Below are 18,315 nucleotides of genomic sequence, written 5' to 3'. Positions count from 1 at the left end.
CCGCCGCGCGGACGGCGGGCCGCGGCCGTGGGTGTCAGCCGTGCGGGCGCAGCCGGACGCGGGCGGTGCCCATCGGCTGGAGGGTGATGCCCGCGGCGACCGGCACGTCGTGGTCCACGGCCTCCAGGTCGTAGGCGCGCAGCAGGGTCGCGAGGGCCAGTACCGACTCCAGCATCGAGAAGTGCTGCCCGATGCAGGCCCGCGGGCCGCCGCCGAACGGGAACCAGGCGTAGCGGCGCCTGGCGGCCTCCCGTTCGGGGGTGAAGCGCTGCGGGTCGAAGCGTTCCGGGTCGTCCCACAGGCCCGGGTGGCGGTGCGTCACCCAGGGCGAGACGATCACGTCGGCGCCCGCGGGGACGGGGTGGCCGCCGATCTCGGTGGCCCGGACGGCGCGCCTGCTGATCACCGGGGCCGGCGGGAAGAGCCGCATCGCCTCCTTGAGTGCCATGGTCAGTTCCGGGAGGCGTTCCAGGTCGGCGGCGGTGGCGGTGCGGTCGCCGAGGACGCGGTCGATCTCGGCGCGGACCCGTTCCCGCTGCTCGGGGTGGCGGGCGAGGAGGTGCAGGGTGAAGGCCATGGAGGTGGCGGTGGTCTCGTGGCCGGCCAGCAGGAAGATCAGCACCTGCTCGCGGACCTCGGTCGCGTCGAGGGAGCCGTCGGCTTCGTTGCCGGCCGCCGCGAGCAGCGACAGCAGGTCGGCGTCGGCGTCCTGTCCGGCGCCGCCGGGTGCCGCGCGCCGCTCGGCGACGATCCGGTCGCAGGCGGCGGTCAGTTCGCCGATGGCCGCCATGACCTTGCGGTTGCCGGGGGTCGGCCAGTCCCTGGGGAGGGTCAGGGGTGCGTAGGCGCGCCGCACGACGTAGGAGTTGATGACCGGCAGGCAGCGGTCGACGGCGTCGACGGCGGCTTCCACGTCCGTGCCGAAGAGGATGCGCGAGACCGTGCGCAGCGCGAGCCGGTTCATCTCGCTCATCACGTCGACGGTGGCGTGCCGCGCGGTGCGCCAGCGGTCGGCGACGATGGCCGCCTCGGTGGTGACGGCCGCGGCGTAGCCGTCGACCCGGCGCCGGGTGAAGAGCGGCTGCACGAGTCGCCGCTGCCGGAGGTAGTCCTCGTCCTGGCTGGTGAGCAGGCCGTTGCCGAGTGCCTGCCTGACCTCTTCGTACAGCGGGTGGTCCTTGCGGAAGTTGGCGGCTTCGGAGCCCAGGATCTGCTGGACGCCCTCGGGTGCGAAGGCGGCGTAGAAGACGCTGCGCAGGCCGGGCGGGCCGGCCTGGAGGCGTACCACGTCGCCGTGTGCGCGCTGGGCGTTCAGGAAGGCGGCGAGCGAGTCCCGCCGCAGGTCCAGCATCGAGCCGATGACGGGGAGTCCTGCCGGGCCCGGTACGGCGGTGCCGGTGGGGGCGGTGAGGGATGTCATGCCGCATTCCTATCCTGAAATGCCGTCGTGTACCGGGGTGTTGGCGCAGTGGCCGGGGTACGGCGGCGTGCGGTGGCCGGGGGCCGTCCCGCCGGGGGCGACGGCCCGTGGGGCCGGGCGGGGCGCCCCCGTAGCATGGGGGCAATGAGCTCCAAGCGTTCCGGCCGGGCGGCCGTCGAGACACCCTGCCGGGTCACCGTGTGCCGTGGCTGCTGCTGCGGCGACGGCGCCAAGATCCCGGGTGTTGATCACGCCGGGCAGATTCCCCGGCTGCGGGCCGCGCTCGCGGGTGCCGCGCCGGTACGGGCCTCCGAGTGTCTGGACGTCTGCGATCAGGCCAATGTGGTCGTGGTGCAGCCGTCGGCCGCGGGCCGGGCGGCGGGCGGGCGGCCGGTGTGGCTGGGTCTGGTCAACGACGACGACGCGCTGGCGGACATCGCGGCGTGGATCCGTGCGGGCGGTCCCGGCATCGCGCCGCCGCCCGGGGTGCTCGATCTGTACGCGTTCACGGTGTCGCGGCGCGTGCGGGAGGCGCTGGAGAGCTGACTCCCCAGGTCGTGAGGCCGGGTCCGGTGCTCATGTGGTGGGCTGTGCGGGGTGGTTCCCTTCGGCCGCCGGGGCGGTTGCGTTCCCCGGTCCGGGACCGGGGTCGGCCCCCGGCAGCTCGCGGACCCGGCGGACCGGGGAGCAGAGCAGGATCAGGCCGGCGAGCGGGACACCCGCCGTCGTGATCCACATCGCGGTGCGGACGCCGAGCAGGGAGCCGAGTGCGCCGCCGAGCAGGGCGCCCAGCGGCAGCGTTCCGTAGTTGAGGAAGGCGGCGCAGGCGGTGAGCCGGCCGAGCAGGTGCGGTGGGCAACGGCGTTGCTGGAAGCCCGCCTTGATGATGTTCCCCGCCACCACACCGGCCGAGACGGCACATCCGCCCGCGAGGTACAGCAGGGCGCCGGCGCCCGCGGACGTCAGCGGGATCAGCAACACCGGCAGGGGCAGCAGCAGTTCGCACAGCAGGGTGGCGCGGGCGGTGCCGAACCTGTCGGCGGCCCGGCGGGCCAGGAAGGCGCCGGCCAGTCCGCCCGTGCCGGCCGCGGCCAGCAGTCCGCCGACGGCGGCGGGCGACAGGCCGGCCTCGCGGACCAGGAAGACCGGGAGCAGCGACTGGTACCCCATCAGGGCGAGGTTGGACGCGGCGCCGAAGAGCGTCAGCGTACGGAACCACGGGTCGCGGGCGACCAGTCGCAGCCCCGCGGCGACCTCGGCGGTCATGGCGCGCGGGCCGCCGGGAGCGGTGGCCGGGCGGGGCTCGCGGTGGCGGATGCCCAGCAGGCACAGGACGGACACCAGGAAGGCCGCCGCCTGGGCGAAGAGCCCGCCGACCGCGCCCGCCCAGGGGATGAGCGCGCCGGCCGCCCCCCGTCCGGCGATCTGTGCGGCCGACGCGCTGCCGTGCAGGGCGGCGTTGCCCTCCGCGCGGTCGGCGGGGGCGAGGAGGACGGGGAGGTAGGCGCTGTAGGCGGTCTGGAAGACCACCGCGGCGGCGCCCGCCAGCAGGGCGAGCGCGATCAGCAGGCCGATGGTGAGCCCGCCGGCGGCGGCGATCAGGGGGACGGCGGTGAACAGGGCCAGCGAGAGGGAAGCGGCGGCCAGCATCAGGGGCCGGCGGCGCACCCGGTCCACCCAGACGCCGACCGGGAGGCCGATCAGCAGCCACGGGAGCCAGCTGCACGCCGCGAGGAGGCCGACGGCGAAGGTGCCGGCCCGCAGGGTGGCGACCGCGACCAGCGGCAGGGCGACGCCGGTGACCGCGGCGCCGAACTTTCCCGCGGTCTCGCCGCACCACAGCAGCCGGAAGTCCCGGTGCCTGCGCAGCAGTCCGCTCACGTCCGGTGCCGTTCCTTGCGGGGGAAGGACTGCAGCTGGACGAGGACGGGCCGGGAGTCCGGCGCGGGTCCGCTCTCCGCCGGCGGCTGCCGTGCCGCCGCCCGGTGCCGGTCCACGACCTCGGCCAACTCCTCGTTGAGCGCGGCGAGTTGGTCACTGGTCAGGCGCAGGTCGTGCCACTGGGTGAGGGTTCCGGCGTCCCGCCAGGCCGGATCCCAGTCCTCGGCGACGTAGCGGGCGACCTGCCGGAACTGCTGCCGGACGATTTCGTCGACGTAGATGCCGAGTGCGGCCCGGCTGCCGGGGTCGTCGCGGAAGCGGTTGGTGTCGAGGTTGCGGGTGACCGCGACCGCGCGCCACCAGCGCTCGCGGCGGGTGCCGCGGCCGGTCTCCTCCTCGATGAAGCCGTGGTCGGCGAGGTGGCGCAGGTGCCAGCTGACCGTGCCGGTGTTCTCGTCGAGGCGGCGGCCGAGTCCGGTGGCGGTGTCGGGGCCGTCGAGGGTCAGCAGTTCCAGGATCCGCATCCGCAGCGGGTGGGCGATGCCGCGCAGGCTGCGGGCGTCCAGGTGGCGGGTGGGCCGGGCGCCGGAGGGTGCCGGCTCCTGCCCCGGGGGCGTGGGCTGCTCGTGGGCCTCGGTCATGTGCTCAGGGTAGGGATGCAGAGAGTCCTTTGCAGAGGTTTCTCTGCAACTGGGCGGGGCGGGTTGCGGCGGTGGCCGTCACGGGCACGGCCGGCGCTTCTCCGGGGCGGCGTGGTGCGGCGCGGGCGGCGGTGTTCCGTGACCGTCTCCGGCCGCTTTCTCCAGTTGGAAGGCTTCGTTGCCCAGGCCGATCCCGGCGTGCACGGCCGGTCTGCGCACCCGCAGCACCCGGCCGTGGACGAGGCCGGCGAGGGCCGCGACGCCGATCAGCGACGGCAGCAGCCAGCGCAGGGCGGAGCCCCGCTCCGCGGCGACCAGGACGTCGAAGTCCTTGACGGCGTAGGCCAGTACGGCCAGCAGGGCCAGCGCGGCGAGGCCGGAGGCGAGCAGCCTGACGGCCTGGACGCGGCCCGCGCCGCGGCGGACGAAGAAGGCGATGACGGCGACGGACGCGGTGGCCATCAGCAGGATCACGCCGAGCGCGCCGACGTTGCCGCCCCAGGTGAAGAGGGCGAGGACGGGGGTGGCGGGGTCGCCTGCCGTGGAGTGGTCGCCGAGTGCGAAGCCGAGGACGACGACGGCCGAGACGACGGTCTGGAGCAGGGAGCCGGTGACCGGGGCGCCGCCGGCCTTCGCGGTCCTGCCGAGGGCGGCGGGCAGCAGGCCCTCGCGGCCCATCGCGAAGGCGTAGCGGGCCACGACGTTGTGGAAGCTGAGCATCGAGGCGAAGATCCCGGTCACGAAGAACAGGTGCAGGGCGTCGGTGAAGGCGGCGCCGAGCCTGGGCCCGGTGAGCGAGAAGATCAGCCCCGGGCCCTCCTTGCCGGCCGCGGCGACGACGTTCCCCGGGCCGGTGGCGACGCCGATGAGCCAGGAGCTGACGGCGAAGAACACCGCGACGAAGCCGACGGCGAGGAACATCACCCGGGCCACGACGGTCTGCGGGCGGCTGGTCTCCTCGGCGTAGACGGGGGCCTGTTCGAAGCCGACGAACGCGGCGACGGCGAAGCACAGGGCGGTGCCGAGTCCCGCCCCGCCGAGCGCGGCCGGGTCGAAGGCGCGCAGGGACAGGCCCTGCGGTCCCGGTGCGGCGGCGAACGCGACGTCGAAGACGGCGATCAGGGCGACCTCGATGACGAGCAGGACGCCGAGCACCTTGGCGTTGAGGTCGATCTTCAGGGCGCCGAGCGCCCCGATGACGGCCACCCCGGCCGACGCGGGGATCCACCAGGCGACGGTCACCGACAGGTAGCGGCCGATGAGTCCGGCGACCTCGAAGCCGAAGATGCCGTAGATGCCGACCTGGAGGGCGCTGTAGGCGGTGAGGGCGACGCAGGCGGCGCCGGATCCGACGGTGCCGCCGAGGCCGCGGGCGATGTACGCGTAGAAGGCTCCGGCGTTGTGGACGTGCCGGCTCATCTCGGCGTAGCCGACGCCGAACAGGGCCATGACCACGCCGAGGATGACGAACAGCAGCGGCTGCCCGACGATCCCCATGACCTGATAGGTGGTCACCATGACCCCGGCGACGGCCATCAGCGGGGCGCTGGCGGCGAGGACGGACAGCAGCAGTCCCGGGGTGCCGATCCGGCCGGCCCGCAGCGCGCGTTCCTGCCCTTTGAAGGTGCTGATCGCGCCCTGGGGTCGGTCCGGCCGCCCGGTGCGGTGCGCGGTGGCGGCGCTGCGCGTACGTCCCGAACTGCCCGTCGGCATGGCGGGGTTGTCCTTTCCGTGGGGCGGGGTGAGCGGCGCCGGGTCAGATGGAGCGGAACGCGGTGTCGCGGGCGGCCTTGAACGCCTTACGGGCGTCGCGGTCCGGGTACGACCAGGGCGCCGGGGTGACGTAGGGGCCGATGCGGTGGAAGAGGGCCGCCGCCTCGGCCATCCGGCCTTCGTGGAACTTGGCGTGGGCGAGGAAGTTGAGGTCGACCTTGCCGCGCGGGTGGTCATCGCCCTCCCACTCCAGCCACCAGTCGAAGGCGGTCTTCATGGCCTGGCGGGCGCGGCGGGTGGTCCAGTGCGCGGAGTCCCGCGGGTCGCGGGGCGCGGCGCCGGCCGCGGCCAGTACGCGGTAGCGCTCGGCGTGGGCGACGACGGGCAGGACGGCGAGCGGGGAGTCGGCGGGTGCCTGTTCGGCGGCCCAGGCGGCGAAGTCGTAGACCTGGTGCAACGGGTCGTCGGCGGTGCCCTGTTGGTGTTCGGCGAGGCAGGCCGCCATGAGGTGGTGGGCGTGGTGGTGATCGGGGTGGCGGGCCCTGATCCGGTCGAACGCCTGCTCGCGACTGTCGGGGGTGCCGTCGCGGCGGGCCAGCAGGAGGGAGCCGAGCCAGGGGGTGGGGTCGGCGGGCAGCATACGGGCCGCGGTCCGGCAGGCGGTTTCGGCCGTTCCGGTGTCCTCCTTGCCGTGCAGGGCGAGATGCACGGCGGCGAGGGCGGCGAGGGTCGCGGCGTCGCCGCTCTCGGGTTCGGCGAGCAGCCACTCGCGGGCCCAGGCGGCGGCGCCCGGTGTCGCGCCGAGCACGACCAGACGGTGACCCCTGCGGTCCCAGTCCTCGCCGGTCCGGGCGAGCAGGGTGCGTACCCGCGCCCATCTGCCGTGGGCCAACGCGTCGGCCGCCGCCGTGAGTTGGGTGTCACCCAGGGCCGGGGTGAGGACCGGCGCGTCCTTGCGGCGGGGGCGGCCCAGGGGTGGTGGCGGAGGGGTCATGGAAGAGGTGCCTCCATGACGTGCTGCACCGCGCGTTCACCTCACCGTGTGTCGTCCTTGGTGGCCGGGCGGGACGGTCCGCCCGCACCTGCCCCGGTCTCCCGGCGCGGCGGCGTCACCCGTGCGGGGTGGGGCCGTGGGCCGGGCGGGGCGGTGCGGGGCATCCTCGGGGCGCGGGTGTCCGGCTCCGTAGCGCGGCCCGCGTGTGCAGGATCCGTACCCGGTCCGCCACCGGTTGGTCACGCACAGCAAAGCGGGCGGCACTGCCCGGCGTCAAGGCTGTGCGGCGAATGACCGAATCCGTCAACTCCGCTTGCTTTCCTGGGTGTTGACCATTCGCTCAGCAAGGGCGCGGGCGCGCCGGGACACCTGTTGACGCCCCGTCAGTCCACCGCCTTCGCCGCCGCCCGGCCCGCGGTGCGCCCGGAGAACAGGCAGCCGCCGAGGAAGGTGCCCTCCAGGGAGCGGTAGCCGTGCACACCGCCGCCGCCGAATCCGGCCGCCTCGCCCGCCGCGTAGACACCCGGCAGAGGAGCGCCGTCCTCGCCCAGCACCCGCGAGGAGAGGTCCGTCTCCAGCCCGCCGAGCGTTTTGCGGGTGAGGATGCTGAGGCGTACGGCGATCAGCGGGCCCGCCTTGGGGTCGAGCAGCCGGTGCGGGGCCGCGGTGCGGATCAGCCGGTCGCCGAGGTACTTGCGGGCTCCGCGCACCGCGGTGACCTGGAGGTCCTTGGTGAAGGGGTGGGCGATCTCGCGGTCGCGTGCGACGATCTCGCCGCGCAGCGCCGCCTCGTCGATCAGCGGCTCGCCGGTCAGCTCGTTCATCCGGCGGACCAGCGTGCCGAGCGACCGCTCGACGAGGAAGTCCACGCCGTGGTCCATGAACGCCTGCACCGGGCCGGGCGCGCCGCCGCGGGCCCTGCCGAGCACGTCGCGGATGCTCTTTCCGGTCAGATCCGGATTCTGCTCCGATCCGGAGAGCGTGAACTCCTTCTCGATGATCTTCCGGGTGAGCACGAACCAGGTGTGGTCGTGGCCGGTCCGCATGATGTGTTCGAGGGTGCCGAGGGTGTCGAAGCCGGGGAAGAGCGGCACCGGCAGCCGCTTGCCGGTGGCGTCCAGCCACAGCGGGGACGGGCCCGACAGGATCCGGATGCCGTGCATCGGCCAGATCGGGTTCCAGTTGTCGATGCCCTCGGTGTAGTGCCACATGCGGTCGCGGTTGATGATCCGGCCGCCGGCCGCCTCGGCGATGCCCAGCATCTTGCCGTCCACGTGCGCGGGCACCCCGGACAGCATCCGCCGCGGCGGGGTGCCGAGCCGCTCGGGCCAGTTGGCCCGCACCAGGTCGTGGTTGCCGCCGATGCCGCCCGACGTCACGATCACGGCCTGCGCGCGCAGCTCGAAGGCGCCGGCCACCTCGCGGCTGCTGGGCGTGCCGCGCTCGGCGGCCGACGGCACCAGGACCTCGCCGCTGACCGTGTCCACGCTGCCCGCGCTGCGCGCGAGCCCCGTCACCCGGTGCCTGAAGCGCAGCTCCACCAGGCCGCGGGCGACACCGGCGCGCACCCGCCGCTCGAACGGCGCGACGATGCCGGGGCCCGTCCCCCAGGTGATGTGGAAGCGCGGCACGGAGTTGCCGTGCCCCGTCGCGTCGTAGCCGCCCCGCTCGGCCCAGCCGACGACGGGGAACAGCCGCAGGCCCTGCCGGTGCAGCCAGGAGCGCTTCTCGCCCGCGGCGAAGTCGACGTACGCCTCGGCCCATTTGCGGGGCCAGTGGTCCTCGGGGCGGTCGAAGCCTGCGGTGCCGAGCCAGTCCTGCCAGGCGAGGGCGTGACTGTCGCGGATCCGCAGCCGGCGCTGTTCGGGAGAGTCGACGAGGAAGAGGCCGCCGAAGGACCAGTGGGCCTGCCCGCCGATGGACTGCTCGGGTTCCTGGTCGATGAGGATCACCTTGCGGCCCGCGTCCACGAGCTCCGCGGTGGCCGCCAGGCCCGCCAGACCCGCGCCTATCACGATCACATCAGCGTCGTACGCCATCTCAGCTCTCCTCACCGGGGCGCGCCGGACGCCCCGGCCGCCGTGGTGATCCGATCCTCAGCGCCCCGGCCACCGCCGTCAACCATGTGCTACCGACCGGTCAGCACGGCCGCCGCGGCAGGCCGGGGCGACGACGGCCACCGCACCCGGGCCTTCGGGTGGCTATCCTCAGGCACACCTCCACCCCGCGCGATACGAGGTGTGCGACGTGACGGTGATCCTGCTGGCCCTGGGCGCGGCCTGTTGTCTGGGGCTGGGCTTCGTCTTCCAGCAGGCGGCGGCGCAGCACGCCCCCATGAAGGACTTCCTCTCCCCGCGGCTGCTGCTCGATCTGATGCGGATGCCGCGCTGGCTGGCCGGCATCGGGCTGATGGTGTGCGGCATGGCGCTCGGCGCCTTCGCGCTGGGGATGGGCGACATCACGCTGGTCGAGCCGCTGCTGGCGACGAACCTGCTGTTCGCGATGGCGCTGTCGCGGTGGCTGACCCGGCAGCGGCTCGGCCGCAGCGGCTGGGCCGGCCTGTGGCTGCTGGCCGGTGGTGTCACGGCCTTCATCGTGGCGGGCCGGCCGCACGGCGGGCGCAGCGCGGCCGATCCGCTGGTCCAGTGGCTGATCATGGGCATCGTCCTGGGCACCGCCCTGCTGCTGACGGCCTGCGCCAAGCGCGTGTGGCTGGCCCTGGAGGCGGCGCTGCTGGGGGTCGCCGCCGGACTGCTCTACGGGCTCCAGGACGCGCTGACCCGGATGAGCGGCGATCTCTTCACGCGGGGCGGCTGGCCGGCGATCGCCACCAGCTGGCAGCCGTACACGGTGCTCGTGCTCGGGGTGACGGCGCTGCTCCTGGTGCAGAGCGCCTTCGAGTCGGCGCCGCTGCGGCTGTCGCTGCCCGCGCTGACGGCGGCGCAGCCGCTGGCCGGGATCGCCTGCGGGGTGGGGTTCCTCGGCGACCGGCTCCGGCTGACCCCCGGTGCGCTGGCCTGGGAGGCGGCCGGGATCGTGGCGATCGTCGTGGGCATCGTCCTGATCGGCAGGCATCCGGCGATGCCGCCGGGCTCGGGCAGGCACCACCCGCTGCGCGCGTTGCAGCCGCACTGAAGCGGCGGCCCGGCGCCCGGCCGCGGCGTGCGGGCCCTCCCGGCCGCCCGGCCCGCGCGGGTGATTGCATGGGCCCATGACTGATCAGCAACCGCTCAACGCGGACGAGATCCTCGACATCGTCGACGAGTGCGACCGGGTGGTGGGGCAGGCGCCGCGCGGTGAGGCATACGCCCGCAACCTGCGGCACCGGTGCGCTTTCGTCCTGGTCAGGGACGCCGATGACCGGATCTTCGTGCACCGCAGGACCGACCGGAAGCTGGTCTTCCCCTCGCATTACGACATGTTCGTCGGCGGGGTCGTGGGAGCCGGCGAGAGCTACGACGAGGCGGCCCTGCGCGAGGCCGAGGAGGAGCTGGGGGTCGAGGGGCTCGGGCAGCCGGAGCCGCGTTTCACCTTCCTCTACGAGGAGGACGGGCACTCCTGGTGGTCGGCGGTCTACGAAGTGCGCTGCACGCTGCCGGTCGCTCCGCAGGAGTCGGAGGTCGCCTGGCACACGTTCCTGACGGATGACGAGCTGACGCAGCGCCTCGACGAGTGGCCGTGGGTGCCGGACGGACTGGCGGCGTACCGGCGGATGCTGGAGTGGCGCGCCTCCGGGAAGGGCTGATGTCCACGGCGCCCGAGGGCGGCGCGGACCGGCCGGTAGGGTTTCGGCCATGATCGACGGACTGCGGTCGCTCGGCGCGGCGGTACGGCTGTGGCTCTCGCCCGCGCGGGTCCGCGAGGAGGGCACCACCCCCGACTACCGCTTCTCGCTGGCCAACGAACGCACCCTGCTCGCCTGGTTGCGGACCGGCCTCGCGCTGGTCGGCGGCGGCTTCGCGGTGGACCAGTTCCTGCCGGGGCTGCACCCCTGGCTGCGGGTGACGTTCACCGTCTTCCTGCTGGTGTGCGGGGCGCTCTGTGCGGTGCGCGCGGTGAACCACTGGGTGCGCTGCGAACGGGCCATGCGGCGCGGCACGGATCTGCCGGTCTCCCGCTTCCCCTCGCTGCTGGCCCTGGGGGTCGGGGCATTGGCGGTGGCGATGGTGGTCCTGGTCGCGCTCGGCTGGACCCGCTGACCGATGGCCACGGGAGAACACCGGGGCGCCGGGCCGCCGGCGCGGGACGACCGGGATCCCGGGCTCCAGCCCGAACGCACCCGGCTGGCGTGGCGGCGTACCACCCTGTCCTGCACGGCGGTCACGGTGCTGGCCGCCCGGCAACTGGCGCAGAGCCGGGCACCGGGGGCCGTCCAGGTGGCGGCGGTGGCACTGGTGGGGGTGGCGTGGCTGGTGTTCGGGCTGGTGGCGCACCGCCGGATACGGGCGATGGCCGCGGGCCGGCCCCCCTCCCTGGCGCCGCGCAGCGCCCTGCTGCTGGCCGGCTGCACGGTCGCCTTCGCGGTCCTGGGCGCGGCCCTGCTGCTGCCGGGGCTGTGAACGGACCGGTGCCGGGGCGTCCGCGGCGCCGGGCGACGGACCGCAGGCCGACGACGGGCCGCAGGTCACGGCGGTGTCCCGGCCTGCGGGCCCGGGTGGCTCCGGCGGTACGGTGACGCGACCCGCCGCCACGGCCGGGGAGCCACAACGGCCGTCCCCGGGGCGGCGGGTGTGTACCCATCGCCTTGGAGGAACCCCCGCATGACCGAGCCTCAGCTCGCCGAGCCCTACCTCACCGAACTGGCCCCCGGGGTCAGCGCGTTCGTCCAGCCGGACGGCGGCTGGTGCCTGAACAACGCCGGTGTGGTGACCGACGGCTCCACGACCCTGGTGGTGGACACCGCGGCCACCGAGCGCCGGGCGCGGCTGCTGGCCCGCATGATCGCGGAGAGCGGCGCCCCGGCCCCGCGCACCGTCGTCAACACCCACCACCACGGCGACCACACCTACGGCAACGCGGTGTTCACACCCGGTGCGACGGTCATCGGGCACGCCGCCTGCCGCAGCGAGCTGCTCGCCGCCGGGCTCCAACTGCACGCGGTGTGGCCGGACGTGGACTACGGCGAGACGCCGCTGACGCCGCCGTCGGTGACCTTCACCGACACCCTCACCGTGCACGTCGGGGACATAGAGGTGCAGCTGATCCACCCGGGCGTGGCCCACACCCCGGGCGACACGATCGTCTGGCTGCCGCAGCAGCGCATCGTCTTCACCGGCGACCTGGTCTTCAACGGCGGTACCCCGTTCGTCTTCATGGGCTCGCTCGCCGGGTCGCTGCGCGCGCTGGAGCTGCTGCGCTCGCTGGACGCGGTGACCGTCGTCCCGGGGCACGGTCGGGTGACCGGGCCCGAGGTGTACGACGGCATCGAGCGCTATCTGCGGTTCGTCGACGAGCTGGCGCGGCAGGGCAGGGCGGACGGGCGGACGCCGCTGGAGGTGGCCAGGGACGCCGACCTCGGGCCGTTCGCCGAACTGGCCGAGAGCGAGCGGCTGGTGGCCAACCTGCACCGCGCGTACGCGGAGCAGGCGGGCGGCGAGCCGGGGGCGCCGCTGGACGCGCTGATGGGGTTCGGGGACATGACGGCGCTCAACGGCGGGGTGCCGATCTGCTGCCACGCCTGAGGGCCGGCGGCGGGCGCGCGGGCCCCGGTCGCGGGTCCGCGCGCCCGTGCGTGACCGACGCCCCATGTTCCACCTCTGGACTCCATACCGACTAGTCGGCATGATCGTGCCCAGCGACTCAGTGACCCAGCGGCCGGCACCGTCCGGAGTCCGGCCGTCCACTCCGTACGGAGGAGCACGATGAGCAAGGGCACCCCTCCCCCACCGGGCGCGGACCGGGAGACTCCACCCGGCCTCGACCTGGAGAATCTGCGCGGCCATCTGGAGCGCGCGCGGCCGGGTCTCACCGCAGGGCCGCTGCGCGCGCAGCTGATCGAAGGCGGGCGGTCCAACCTCACCTACCGCGTCGCCGACGGCACCTCGTCCTGGGTCGTGCGCCGCCCGCCGCTGGGCCATGTCCTCGCCACCGCACACGACATGCGGCGCGAGCACCGGGTGATCAGCGCGCTGCACGGCACCCCCGTACCGGTGCCCGAAGCGCTGCTGCTGTGCGAGGACGAGTCGGTCATCGGCGCGCCCTTCTACGTGATGGAGCTGGTCGACGGCACGCCGTACCGCACGGCCGAGCAGCTGGCGCCGCTGGGCGCCGAGCGCACCCGCGCGGTGGTGCTCTCGCTCGTCGACACCCTCGTCGACCTGCACGCGGTCGGCCCCGAAGCGGTGGGCCTCGGCGACTTCGGGCGCCCCGACGGCTTCCTGGAGCGTCAACTGCGGCGCTGGGGAAAGCAGTTGGCAGCGTCCAAGAACCGTGACCTGCCGGGCATCGACGAGCTGCACGAGACGCTGGGCCGGAGGCTGCCCGCCTCGTCCGCGGCGGCCGTCGTGCACGGCGACTACCGCCTCGACAACGTCCTCGTCGGCGCCGACGACACCCTCAAGGCGGTCCTGGACTGGGAGATGTCCACCCTCGGCGATCCGCTGACCGACCTCGGGCTGCTGGCGATGTACAGCGCGGACCTGGGCCTGCCCGCCTCGCCGGTCAGCACCACGAGCGGCGCGCCCGGCCACCCCTCCCCCGCCGAGCTGATCGAGCGCTACGCCACCCGCTCCGGCCGGGACACCTCGGCCATCGCCTGGTACACGGCCTTCGCCTGGTTCAAGCTCGCCGTGATCCTCGAAGGCATCCACTACCGCTTCACGCTCGGCCAGACCGTCGGCGCCGGTTTCGACCGGATCGGCGAGCTGGTGCCCGTGTTCATCGACCGCGGACTGACCACCCTCAAGGAAGGCTGAGCCACCCATGGACTTCGCATTCGACGCCAGGACGGAAGAACTCCGCGAGCAGCTGCTGGCGTTCATGGACGAGCACGTCCTGCCCGCCGAGGAGACCGTCCACGAACAGCGGGCGCAGCTCGCCTCCCCCTGGGACACCCCGGCGGTCGTCGAGGACCTGAAGGCCGAGGCGCGGCGGCAGGGCCTGTGGAACCTCTTCCTGCCCGACGCACAGCACGGCGCCGGGCTGACCAACCTCCAGTACGCGCCGCTCGCCGAGATCACCGGCCGCAGCCCGCAGCTGGCGCCGACCGCGCTGAACTGCGCGGCGCCCGACACCGGCAACATGGAGGTGCTGGCGCAGTTCGGCAACGCCGCGCAGCGCAAGCAGTGGCTCGATCCGCTGCTGGCCGGCGAGATCCGGTCGGCGTTCGCGATGACCGAGCCCGATGTGGCGTCGTCGGACGCGACGAACATCGAGACGCACATCGCCCGGGACGGCGACGACTACGTCATCAACGGCCGCAAGTGGTACATCTCCGGCGCGATGAACCCGCTGTGCCAGATCTTCATCGTGATGGGCAAGACCGACCCGGACGGCGAGGACATCCGCCGCCAGCAGTCGATGGTGCTGGTGCCGCGCGACACCCCCGGCCTGACCGTCAAGCGCGCCATGCAGGTCTACGGCTACGAGGACCACTACCACGGCGGGCACGCCGAGGTGATCTTCGACGACGTGCGGGTGCCGGCCGGCAACCTCATCGGCGAGGAGGGCGGCGGCTTCGCCATCGCCCAGGCGCGGTTGGGCCCGGGACGGATCCACCACTGCATGCGGCTGATCGGCATGGCCGAGCGCGCCATCGAGCTGATGTGCAAGCGAGCGGTGGCACGTACCGCGTTCGGCAAGCCGCTGGCCCAGCAGGGCGTCGTCCAGGAGTGGATCGCGGACGCGCGGGTCGCGGTGGAACAGCTGCGGCTGCTGGTGCTGAAGACCGCCTGGCTGATGGACACCGTCGGCAACAAGGGCGCGCACACCGAGATCCAGGCCATCAAGATCGCCACCCCGCGCACCGTCGTGGACATCCTCGACAAGGCGGTGCAGCTGCACGGCGCGGGCGGCGTCAGCCAGGACTTCCCGCTGGCCGAACTGTGGGCGGGCGCCCGGACGCTGCAACTCGCGGACGGCCCCGACGAGGTGCACCAGCGCTCGCTGGCCCGGCGTGAGCTGAAGCGGTACCGGTAGACGTACGGGTATCCGTAGGGCGCGGTCGAACGCCTCCCGTAGGGGTCGGGCGCGCCCCCTGCGGGGCCACAACGCCGGGGGGCGGGGTGGTGTTCCCGGCTGCGGGCGCAGCGTTCCCGCCTACGGACGCAGCGTTCCCGGCTACGGGCGCAGTGCCCGCAGCAGCAGGTCGGCGAGGTGGTCGGCGACCTGCTGCGGGGTGAGCGGGCCGCACTCGCGGTACCAGGTGCCGAGGTGGTGGACGGAGCCGAAGTGGTAGTCCACGACGAGGTCGGCGGGGATGTCGGCGGCGAACACACCGGCACGCTGCCCCTCCTCGACCAGCGCCCGGAACCGCTCGTGGTAGCGCCGCCGTTCGGCCCGCACCTGCTTGTCCTTCTCCGGTCCCAGGTGGTGCATCGAACGGAAGAAGATCTTGGTGTCGTCGAGGTTCTCGATGGTGGTGACCACGACGTCGGCGGCGGCGTCCCGCAGCCGCTGCTCGACCGGGGCGTCGGCGCCGGCGAAGTGGTCGAGGCGCTCCTGCTGGAGGCGCAGCACCCGGCCGTAGACCTCGTGCAGCAGGTCGTCCTTGGAGCCGAAGTAGTGGTAGAGCGCGCCCTTGGTGACTCCCGCCGCGTCGACGATCTCCTGGACGGACGTGCGGTCGTAGCCCTGCTCGGCGAAGAGCCTGGTGGCGGTGGCGAGCAGCCGCTGGGCCACCGGCTTCGTGGCGCCGCCGGTGGCGCCGTCCTTCGTGCCGGCCATCGCCCTCACCTGTCCTTCGTCGTACGCGGGTCCTTCGGGAGCCGGGCGCGGGGCGCGCCCACGTCAGGCACGGTCGCGCAGCTCCCGTCGGAGGATCTTGCCACTCGTGGTCTTCGGCAGCTCGGGCAGGATCTCGACCTCCCGGGGATATTTGTACGCCGCCAGCCGTTCCGCGCAGTAGCCGGACAGCCCGGCGGGGTCCGCTTCACTGCCGGGCCGCAGGCTGACGTACGCCTTCACCGACTCCCCGCGGTAGGCGTCGGGCACGCCGACGACCGCCGCCTCGCGCACCGCCGGGTGGGTGTAGAGGACGTCCTCGACCTCCCGGGGCCAGACCTTGAAGCCGGAGGCGTTGATCATGTCCTTCTTGCGGTCGACGACGTAGAGCCAGCCGTCGCGGTCCATGAACCCGATGTCGCCGGTACGGAGTTCACCGTCCGGCAGCGCCTCGGCGGTGGCGTCGGGGCGCCGCCAGTAGCCGGGCACGACCTGGGGGCCGCGTACCGCGATCTCGCCCTGCTCGCCGAACGGCACGTCCCGGCCGTCCTCGTCCATGATCCGTACGACGGTGTCGGGGCCCGGCACGCCGACCGCGAGGGTGCCGGAGACCTTGTCGACCGGTGCCCGCTTGCCGGGCGGGACGCTGGCGCACGGGGCGGTGCACTCGGTCAGCCCGTAGCCGTTGTGCAGGTAGGGACCGAAGCCGGCGCGGAAGGACTCCACCAGAGCGGGCGGCAGCGGCGCGCCGCCCGATGACAGGGTCGCGAACGACGCGAAGTGGTCGCGGGTGACCCCGGGGTGCGCCATCAGGGCCATGTAGGCGGTGGACGGGCCGACGGTGAAGGCGGGGCGGTGCTCCAGGAAGGCGTCGAGGACCACGCCGGCGTCGAAGCGGTAGGCCAGCGCGAGGGTGCCGGCGTTGGCGAAGGAGGCGATCAGTTCGCAGACCATGCCGGTGATGTGGAAGAGCGGGGCGAGCGCGAAGTAGGTGCCGCCCTCGGGCACGCCGAGGCCGGTGCGCTGGCGTTCGGCGTTGTAGGTGATGTTGCCGTGGGTGTTGGTGGCGCCCTTGGGGGTGCCGCTGGTGCCCGACGTGTAGCTGATCAGCGCCACGTCGTCGGCGGTGAGCCCGGCGTCTTCGGGCACCGGGTACGGGGCGCCCGCCGCCCGCGCCACGGTCAGCAGGTCGTCGGCGCCCTCCCGCGGCCCGAGCCGCTCGCCGCGCAGCACCCGGGTGTCGTCGCGGGTCTGGAGTCCCGCCTCACAGGCGGTCAGGGCGATCCGTACGGACGGGGCTTCGGCTGCGGTGGCGCGGAGGAAGGCGTCCCAGGTGCGGTCGGCGCAGACGACGGCGGTGACCTCGGCGTCGCTCAGGATGTGCGTCATCTCGCCCGATTTGTACATGGGGTTGACGGGGACGACCACGCCGCCGGCCTTCCACACGCCGAGGACGGCGAGCACGAAGTGCGGGGTGTTCTGGAGCATGACCGCCGCCCGGTCGCCGCGCCGGAAACCGCGCCCGGCGAGGTGCGCGGCGATCCCGTCGGAGAGCGCGTCGGTCTCCGCGTAGGAGAGCCGGCCGTCGAAGTAGGCGAGCGCGGTGCGGTCGGGGGCCCGGCCGACCGCGTCACGGAAGGCGTGCAGCGTCGAGGCGGGCGGCCGGACGGGGGCCCGCTGCGCGTCGTTGAGCTGCGTCAGCCACGGCTTGTCCTGGTACGTGGTCATCGGGGTGCGGCCCTTTCTTCCTGATCGCCTGATCGTCCCTGAAGGCACATCCGGGGTGGTGCGCGGGGTGGCCCGGCCGGCGCCAGGCCGGCCCGGCTACCGCACGTCGCGGCCCTCGGCCTGCTCCAACTTGCGCTGGAGGTGGTTCATGCCGCCGAGCCAGCGGTCCGGTTCGGTGGCGCGCGCGGTGTAGTAGCCGGCGACCTCCGGGTGCGGCAGGACCAGGAAACGGTCCTCGTGCATCGCGTCGAAGAGCGCGTCGGCGACCTGGGACGGCTCGACGGCGGTGGGGGTCAGCACGAGGTCCCCGGCGGCGCCGGTGGCGGCCAGCATGTCGGTGCGTACGCCCTGCGGGCAGATCGCGTGCACGTCGATGCCGCGGTGCCGGTAGGTCAGCGACAGCCACTCGGCGAAGGCGTACGCGCCGTGCTTGGTGACGCTGTACGGCGCCGCGTCGACCATGGTGAGCAGGCCGGCGGCCGACACCGTGGAGACGAACCTGCCGCTGCCCCGCGCCAGCCAGCCGGGCAGCAGCTCGCGCGCCGCCCGTACGTGCGCCATGACGTTGACGTCCCAGGCCAGCGCCCAGTCCTCGTCGGGCGCCTCGGGGCCGCCGCCGGTGCCGACGCCGGCGTTGGCGCAGAAGATGTCGACGGCGCCGCCGAGCGCCTCGCGCGCGGCGGGCACGACGGCGGACGCGTCGCCGGGTACCGCGACCGCGCCGATCTCCCGCGCGGTCCTGGCCGCCTTGGCCGCGTCGAGGTCGTTGACCACCACCCGGGCGCCTTCGGCGGCGAACCTGCGGGCCAGCGCGGCGCCGATCCCCCCGCCCGCTCCGGTCACGACGACGGCCTGGTCCCGTACGGCTTCCACGCTGGCTCTCCCTCGGTCGCTCTCGGCTCGCCTGGGGCCTGTCGTCGAACTCCCTCCCCCAGACTCCGTCCGGGAGGTGCCCCCCGCCCTGCGACGCCTGGCACGCACGCTCGCCGCGTTGTCGGGATCTCCCCGGTACGCCCAGTACCGGGAAGACCCTCCGCCTTGCGAGCGCACGCACCAGA

17 protein-coding genes are annotated in these 18,315 nt (G+C 73.9%); 8 read left to right on the top strand and 9 right to left on the bottom strand.

Translation table 11 applies throughout. The features are described 5' to 3' along the window. Positions 1-34: 34 nt before the first annotated feature. Positions 35-1,420 (bottom strand): cytochrome P450, encoded by a 1,386-nt coding sequence (locus ACIBK8_RS19145; protein ID WP_399043032.1) that lies wholly within the window; start codon positions 1,418-1,420, stop codon positions 35-37. A 144-nt stretch (positions 1,421-1,564) separates the two neighbouring features. Here ACIBK8_RS19145 and ACIBK8_RS19140 point away from each other — a divergent pair, with 144 nt between their 5' ends. Continuing rightward, the gene (locus ACIBK8_RS19140) at positions 1,565-1,966 is read left to right on the top strand and encodes a (2Fe-2S) ferredoxin domain-containing protein (protein WP_393686266.1); all 402 of its coding nucleotides are present in this window, start codon (positions 1,565-1,567) and stop codon (positions 1,964-1,966) included. 30 nt (positions 1,967-1,996) lie between these two features. Here the strand turns inward: ACIBK8_RS19140 and ACIBK8_RS19135 are convergent, their stop codons facing one another. The 5 genes from ACIBK8_RS19135 to ACIBK8_RS19115 form a co-directional block, all read right to left on the bottom strand. Continuing rightward, positions 1,997-3,301, bottom strand: coding sequence for an MFS transporter (locus ACIBK8_RS19135; protein WP_399043031.1), 1,305 nt, complete (start codon positions 3,299-3,301; stop codon positions 1,997-1,999). Beyond that, the gene (locus ACIBK8_RS19130) at positions 3,298-3,942 is read right to left on the bottom strand and encodes a helix-turn-helix domain-containing protein (RefSeq protein ID WP_399043030.1); all 645 of its coding nucleotides are present in this window, start codon (positions 3,940-3,942) and stop codon (positions 3,298-3,300) included. Before ACIBK8_RS19130 ends, ACIBK8_RS19135 begins: the two co-directional genes overlap by 4 nt. 78 nt (positions 3,943-4,020) lie before the next feature. Next, positions 4,021-5,655 (bottom strand): APC family permease, encoded by a 1,635-nt coding sequence (locus tag ACIBK8_RS19125; protein WP_399043029.1) that lies wholly within the window; start codon positions 5,653-5,655, stop codon positions 4,021-4,023. 43 nt (positions 5,656-5,698) lie between these two features. Continuing rightward, positions 5,699-6,649: a hypothetical protein gene (locus ACIBK8_RS19120; protein ID WP_399043028.1), complete on the bottom strand. Its 951-nt coding sequence runs from the start codon at positions 6,647-6,649 to the stop codon at positions 5,699-5,701. A gap of 383 nt (positions 6,650-7,032) precedes the next feature. Next, positions 7,033-8,688 carry an FAD-binding dehydrogenase gene (locus tag ACIBK8_RS19115; protein ID WP_399043027.1) on the bottom strand — a complete coding sequence of 552 codons (1,656 nt, stop codon included), beginning with the start codon at positions 8,686-8,688 and terminating at the stop codon, positions 7,033-7,035. Positions 8,689-8,896: 208 nt separating this feature from the next. Here ACIBK8_RS19115 and ACIBK8_RS19110 point away from each other — a divergent pair, with 208 nt between their 5' ends. The 7 genes from ACIBK8_RS19110 (at position 8,897) to ACIBK8_RS19080 (ending at position 14,785) form a co-directional block, all read left to right on the top strand. Next, the gene (locus ACIBK8_RS19110) at positions 8,897-9,784 is read left to right on the top strand and encodes a DMT family transporter (protein ID WP_393686276.1); all 888 of its coding nucleotides are present in this window, start codon (positions 8,897-8,899) and stop codon (positions 9,782-9,784) included. Positions 9,785-9,860: 76 nt separating this feature from the next. Next, positions 9,861-10,394, top strand: coding sequence for an NUDIX hydrolase (locus tag ACIBK8_RS19105; RefSeq protein WP_399043026.1), 534 nt, complete (start codon positions 9,861-9,863; stop codon positions 10,392-10,394). A 49-nt stretch (positions 10,395-10,443) separates the two neighbouring features. Next, a complete protein-coding gene (locus ACIBK8_RS19100) occupies positions 10,444-10,848 on the top strand; it encodes a YidH family protein (protein WP_399043025.1) in 405 nt (134 codons plus the stop codon). 3 nt (positions 10,849-10,851) lie between these two features. Then, entirely contained in the window at positions 10,852-11,208 is a 357-nt protein-coding gene (locus ACIBK8_RS19095; RefSeq protein WP_399043024.1) for a DUF202 domain-containing protein, read from the top strand. A gap of 201 nt (positions 11,209-11,409) precedes the next feature. Then, on the top strand, positions 11,410-12,330 hold the full coding sequence (locus tag ACIBK8_RS19090; protein WP_399043023.1) for an MBL fold metallo-hydrolase: 921 nt from the start codon (positions 11,410-11,412) through the stop codon (positions 12,328-12,330). Between the two features lie 180 nt (positions 12,331-12,510). After that, complete coding sequence (locus tag ACIBK8_RS19085) at positions 12,511-13,563, top strand: phosphotransferase family protein (RefSeq protein WP_399043022.1); 1,053 nt, start codon at positions 12,511-12,513, stop codon at positions 13,561-13,563. A 7-nt stretch (positions 13,564-13,570) separates the two neighbouring features. Beyond that, positions 13,571-14,785 carry an acyl-CoA dehydrogenase family protein gene (locus ACIBK8_RS19080; protein WP_399043021.1) on the top strand — a complete coding sequence of 405 codons (1,215 nt, stop codon included), beginning with the start codon at positions 13,571-13,573 and terminating at the stop codon, positions 14,783-14,785. A gap of 141 nt (positions 14,786-14,926) precedes the next feature. On the opposite strand, the gene ACIBK8_RS19075 is transcribed toward ACIBK8_RS19080, so the two are convergent. The 3 genes from ACIBK8_RS19075 to ACIBK8_RS19065 all read right to left on the bottom strand — a co-directional run bounded on the left by ACIBK8_RS19075 (position 14,927) and on the right by ACIBK8_RS19065 (position 18,130). Further along, the gene (locus ACIBK8_RS19075) at positions 14,927-15,532 is read right to left on the bottom strand and encodes a TetR/AcrR family transcriptional regulator (RefSeq protein ID WP_393686287.1); all 606 of its coding nucleotides are present in this window, start codon (positions 15,530-15,532) and stop codon (positions 14,927-14,929) included. Positions 15,533-15,595: 63 nt separating this feature from the next. Beyond that, on the bottom strand, positions 15,596-17,257 hold the full coding sequence (locus ACIBK8_RS19070) for an AMP-binding protein (protein ID WP_399043020.1): 1,662 nt from the start codon (positions 17,255-17,257) through the stop codon (positions 15,596-15,598). Between the two features lie 96 nt (positions 17,258-17,353). Then, positions 17,354-18,130 (bottom strand): SDR family oxidoreductase, encoded by a 777-nt coding sequence (locus tag ACIBK8_RS19065; RefSeq protein WP_399043019.1) that lies wholly within the window; start codon positions 18,128-18,130, stop codon positions 17,354-17,356. Positions 18,131-18,315 lie beyond the last annotated feature (185 nt).

The organism is Streptomyces sp. NPDC050161 (genome assembly GCF_044460025.1).
Classification (GTDB): Bacteria; Actinomycetota; Actinomycetes; order Streptomycetales; family Streptomycetaceae; genus Streptomyces.
The sequence above is the reverse complement of the archived record's forward strand: the minus strand, read 5'-3'. Positions and strand labels throughout refer to the sequence as shown.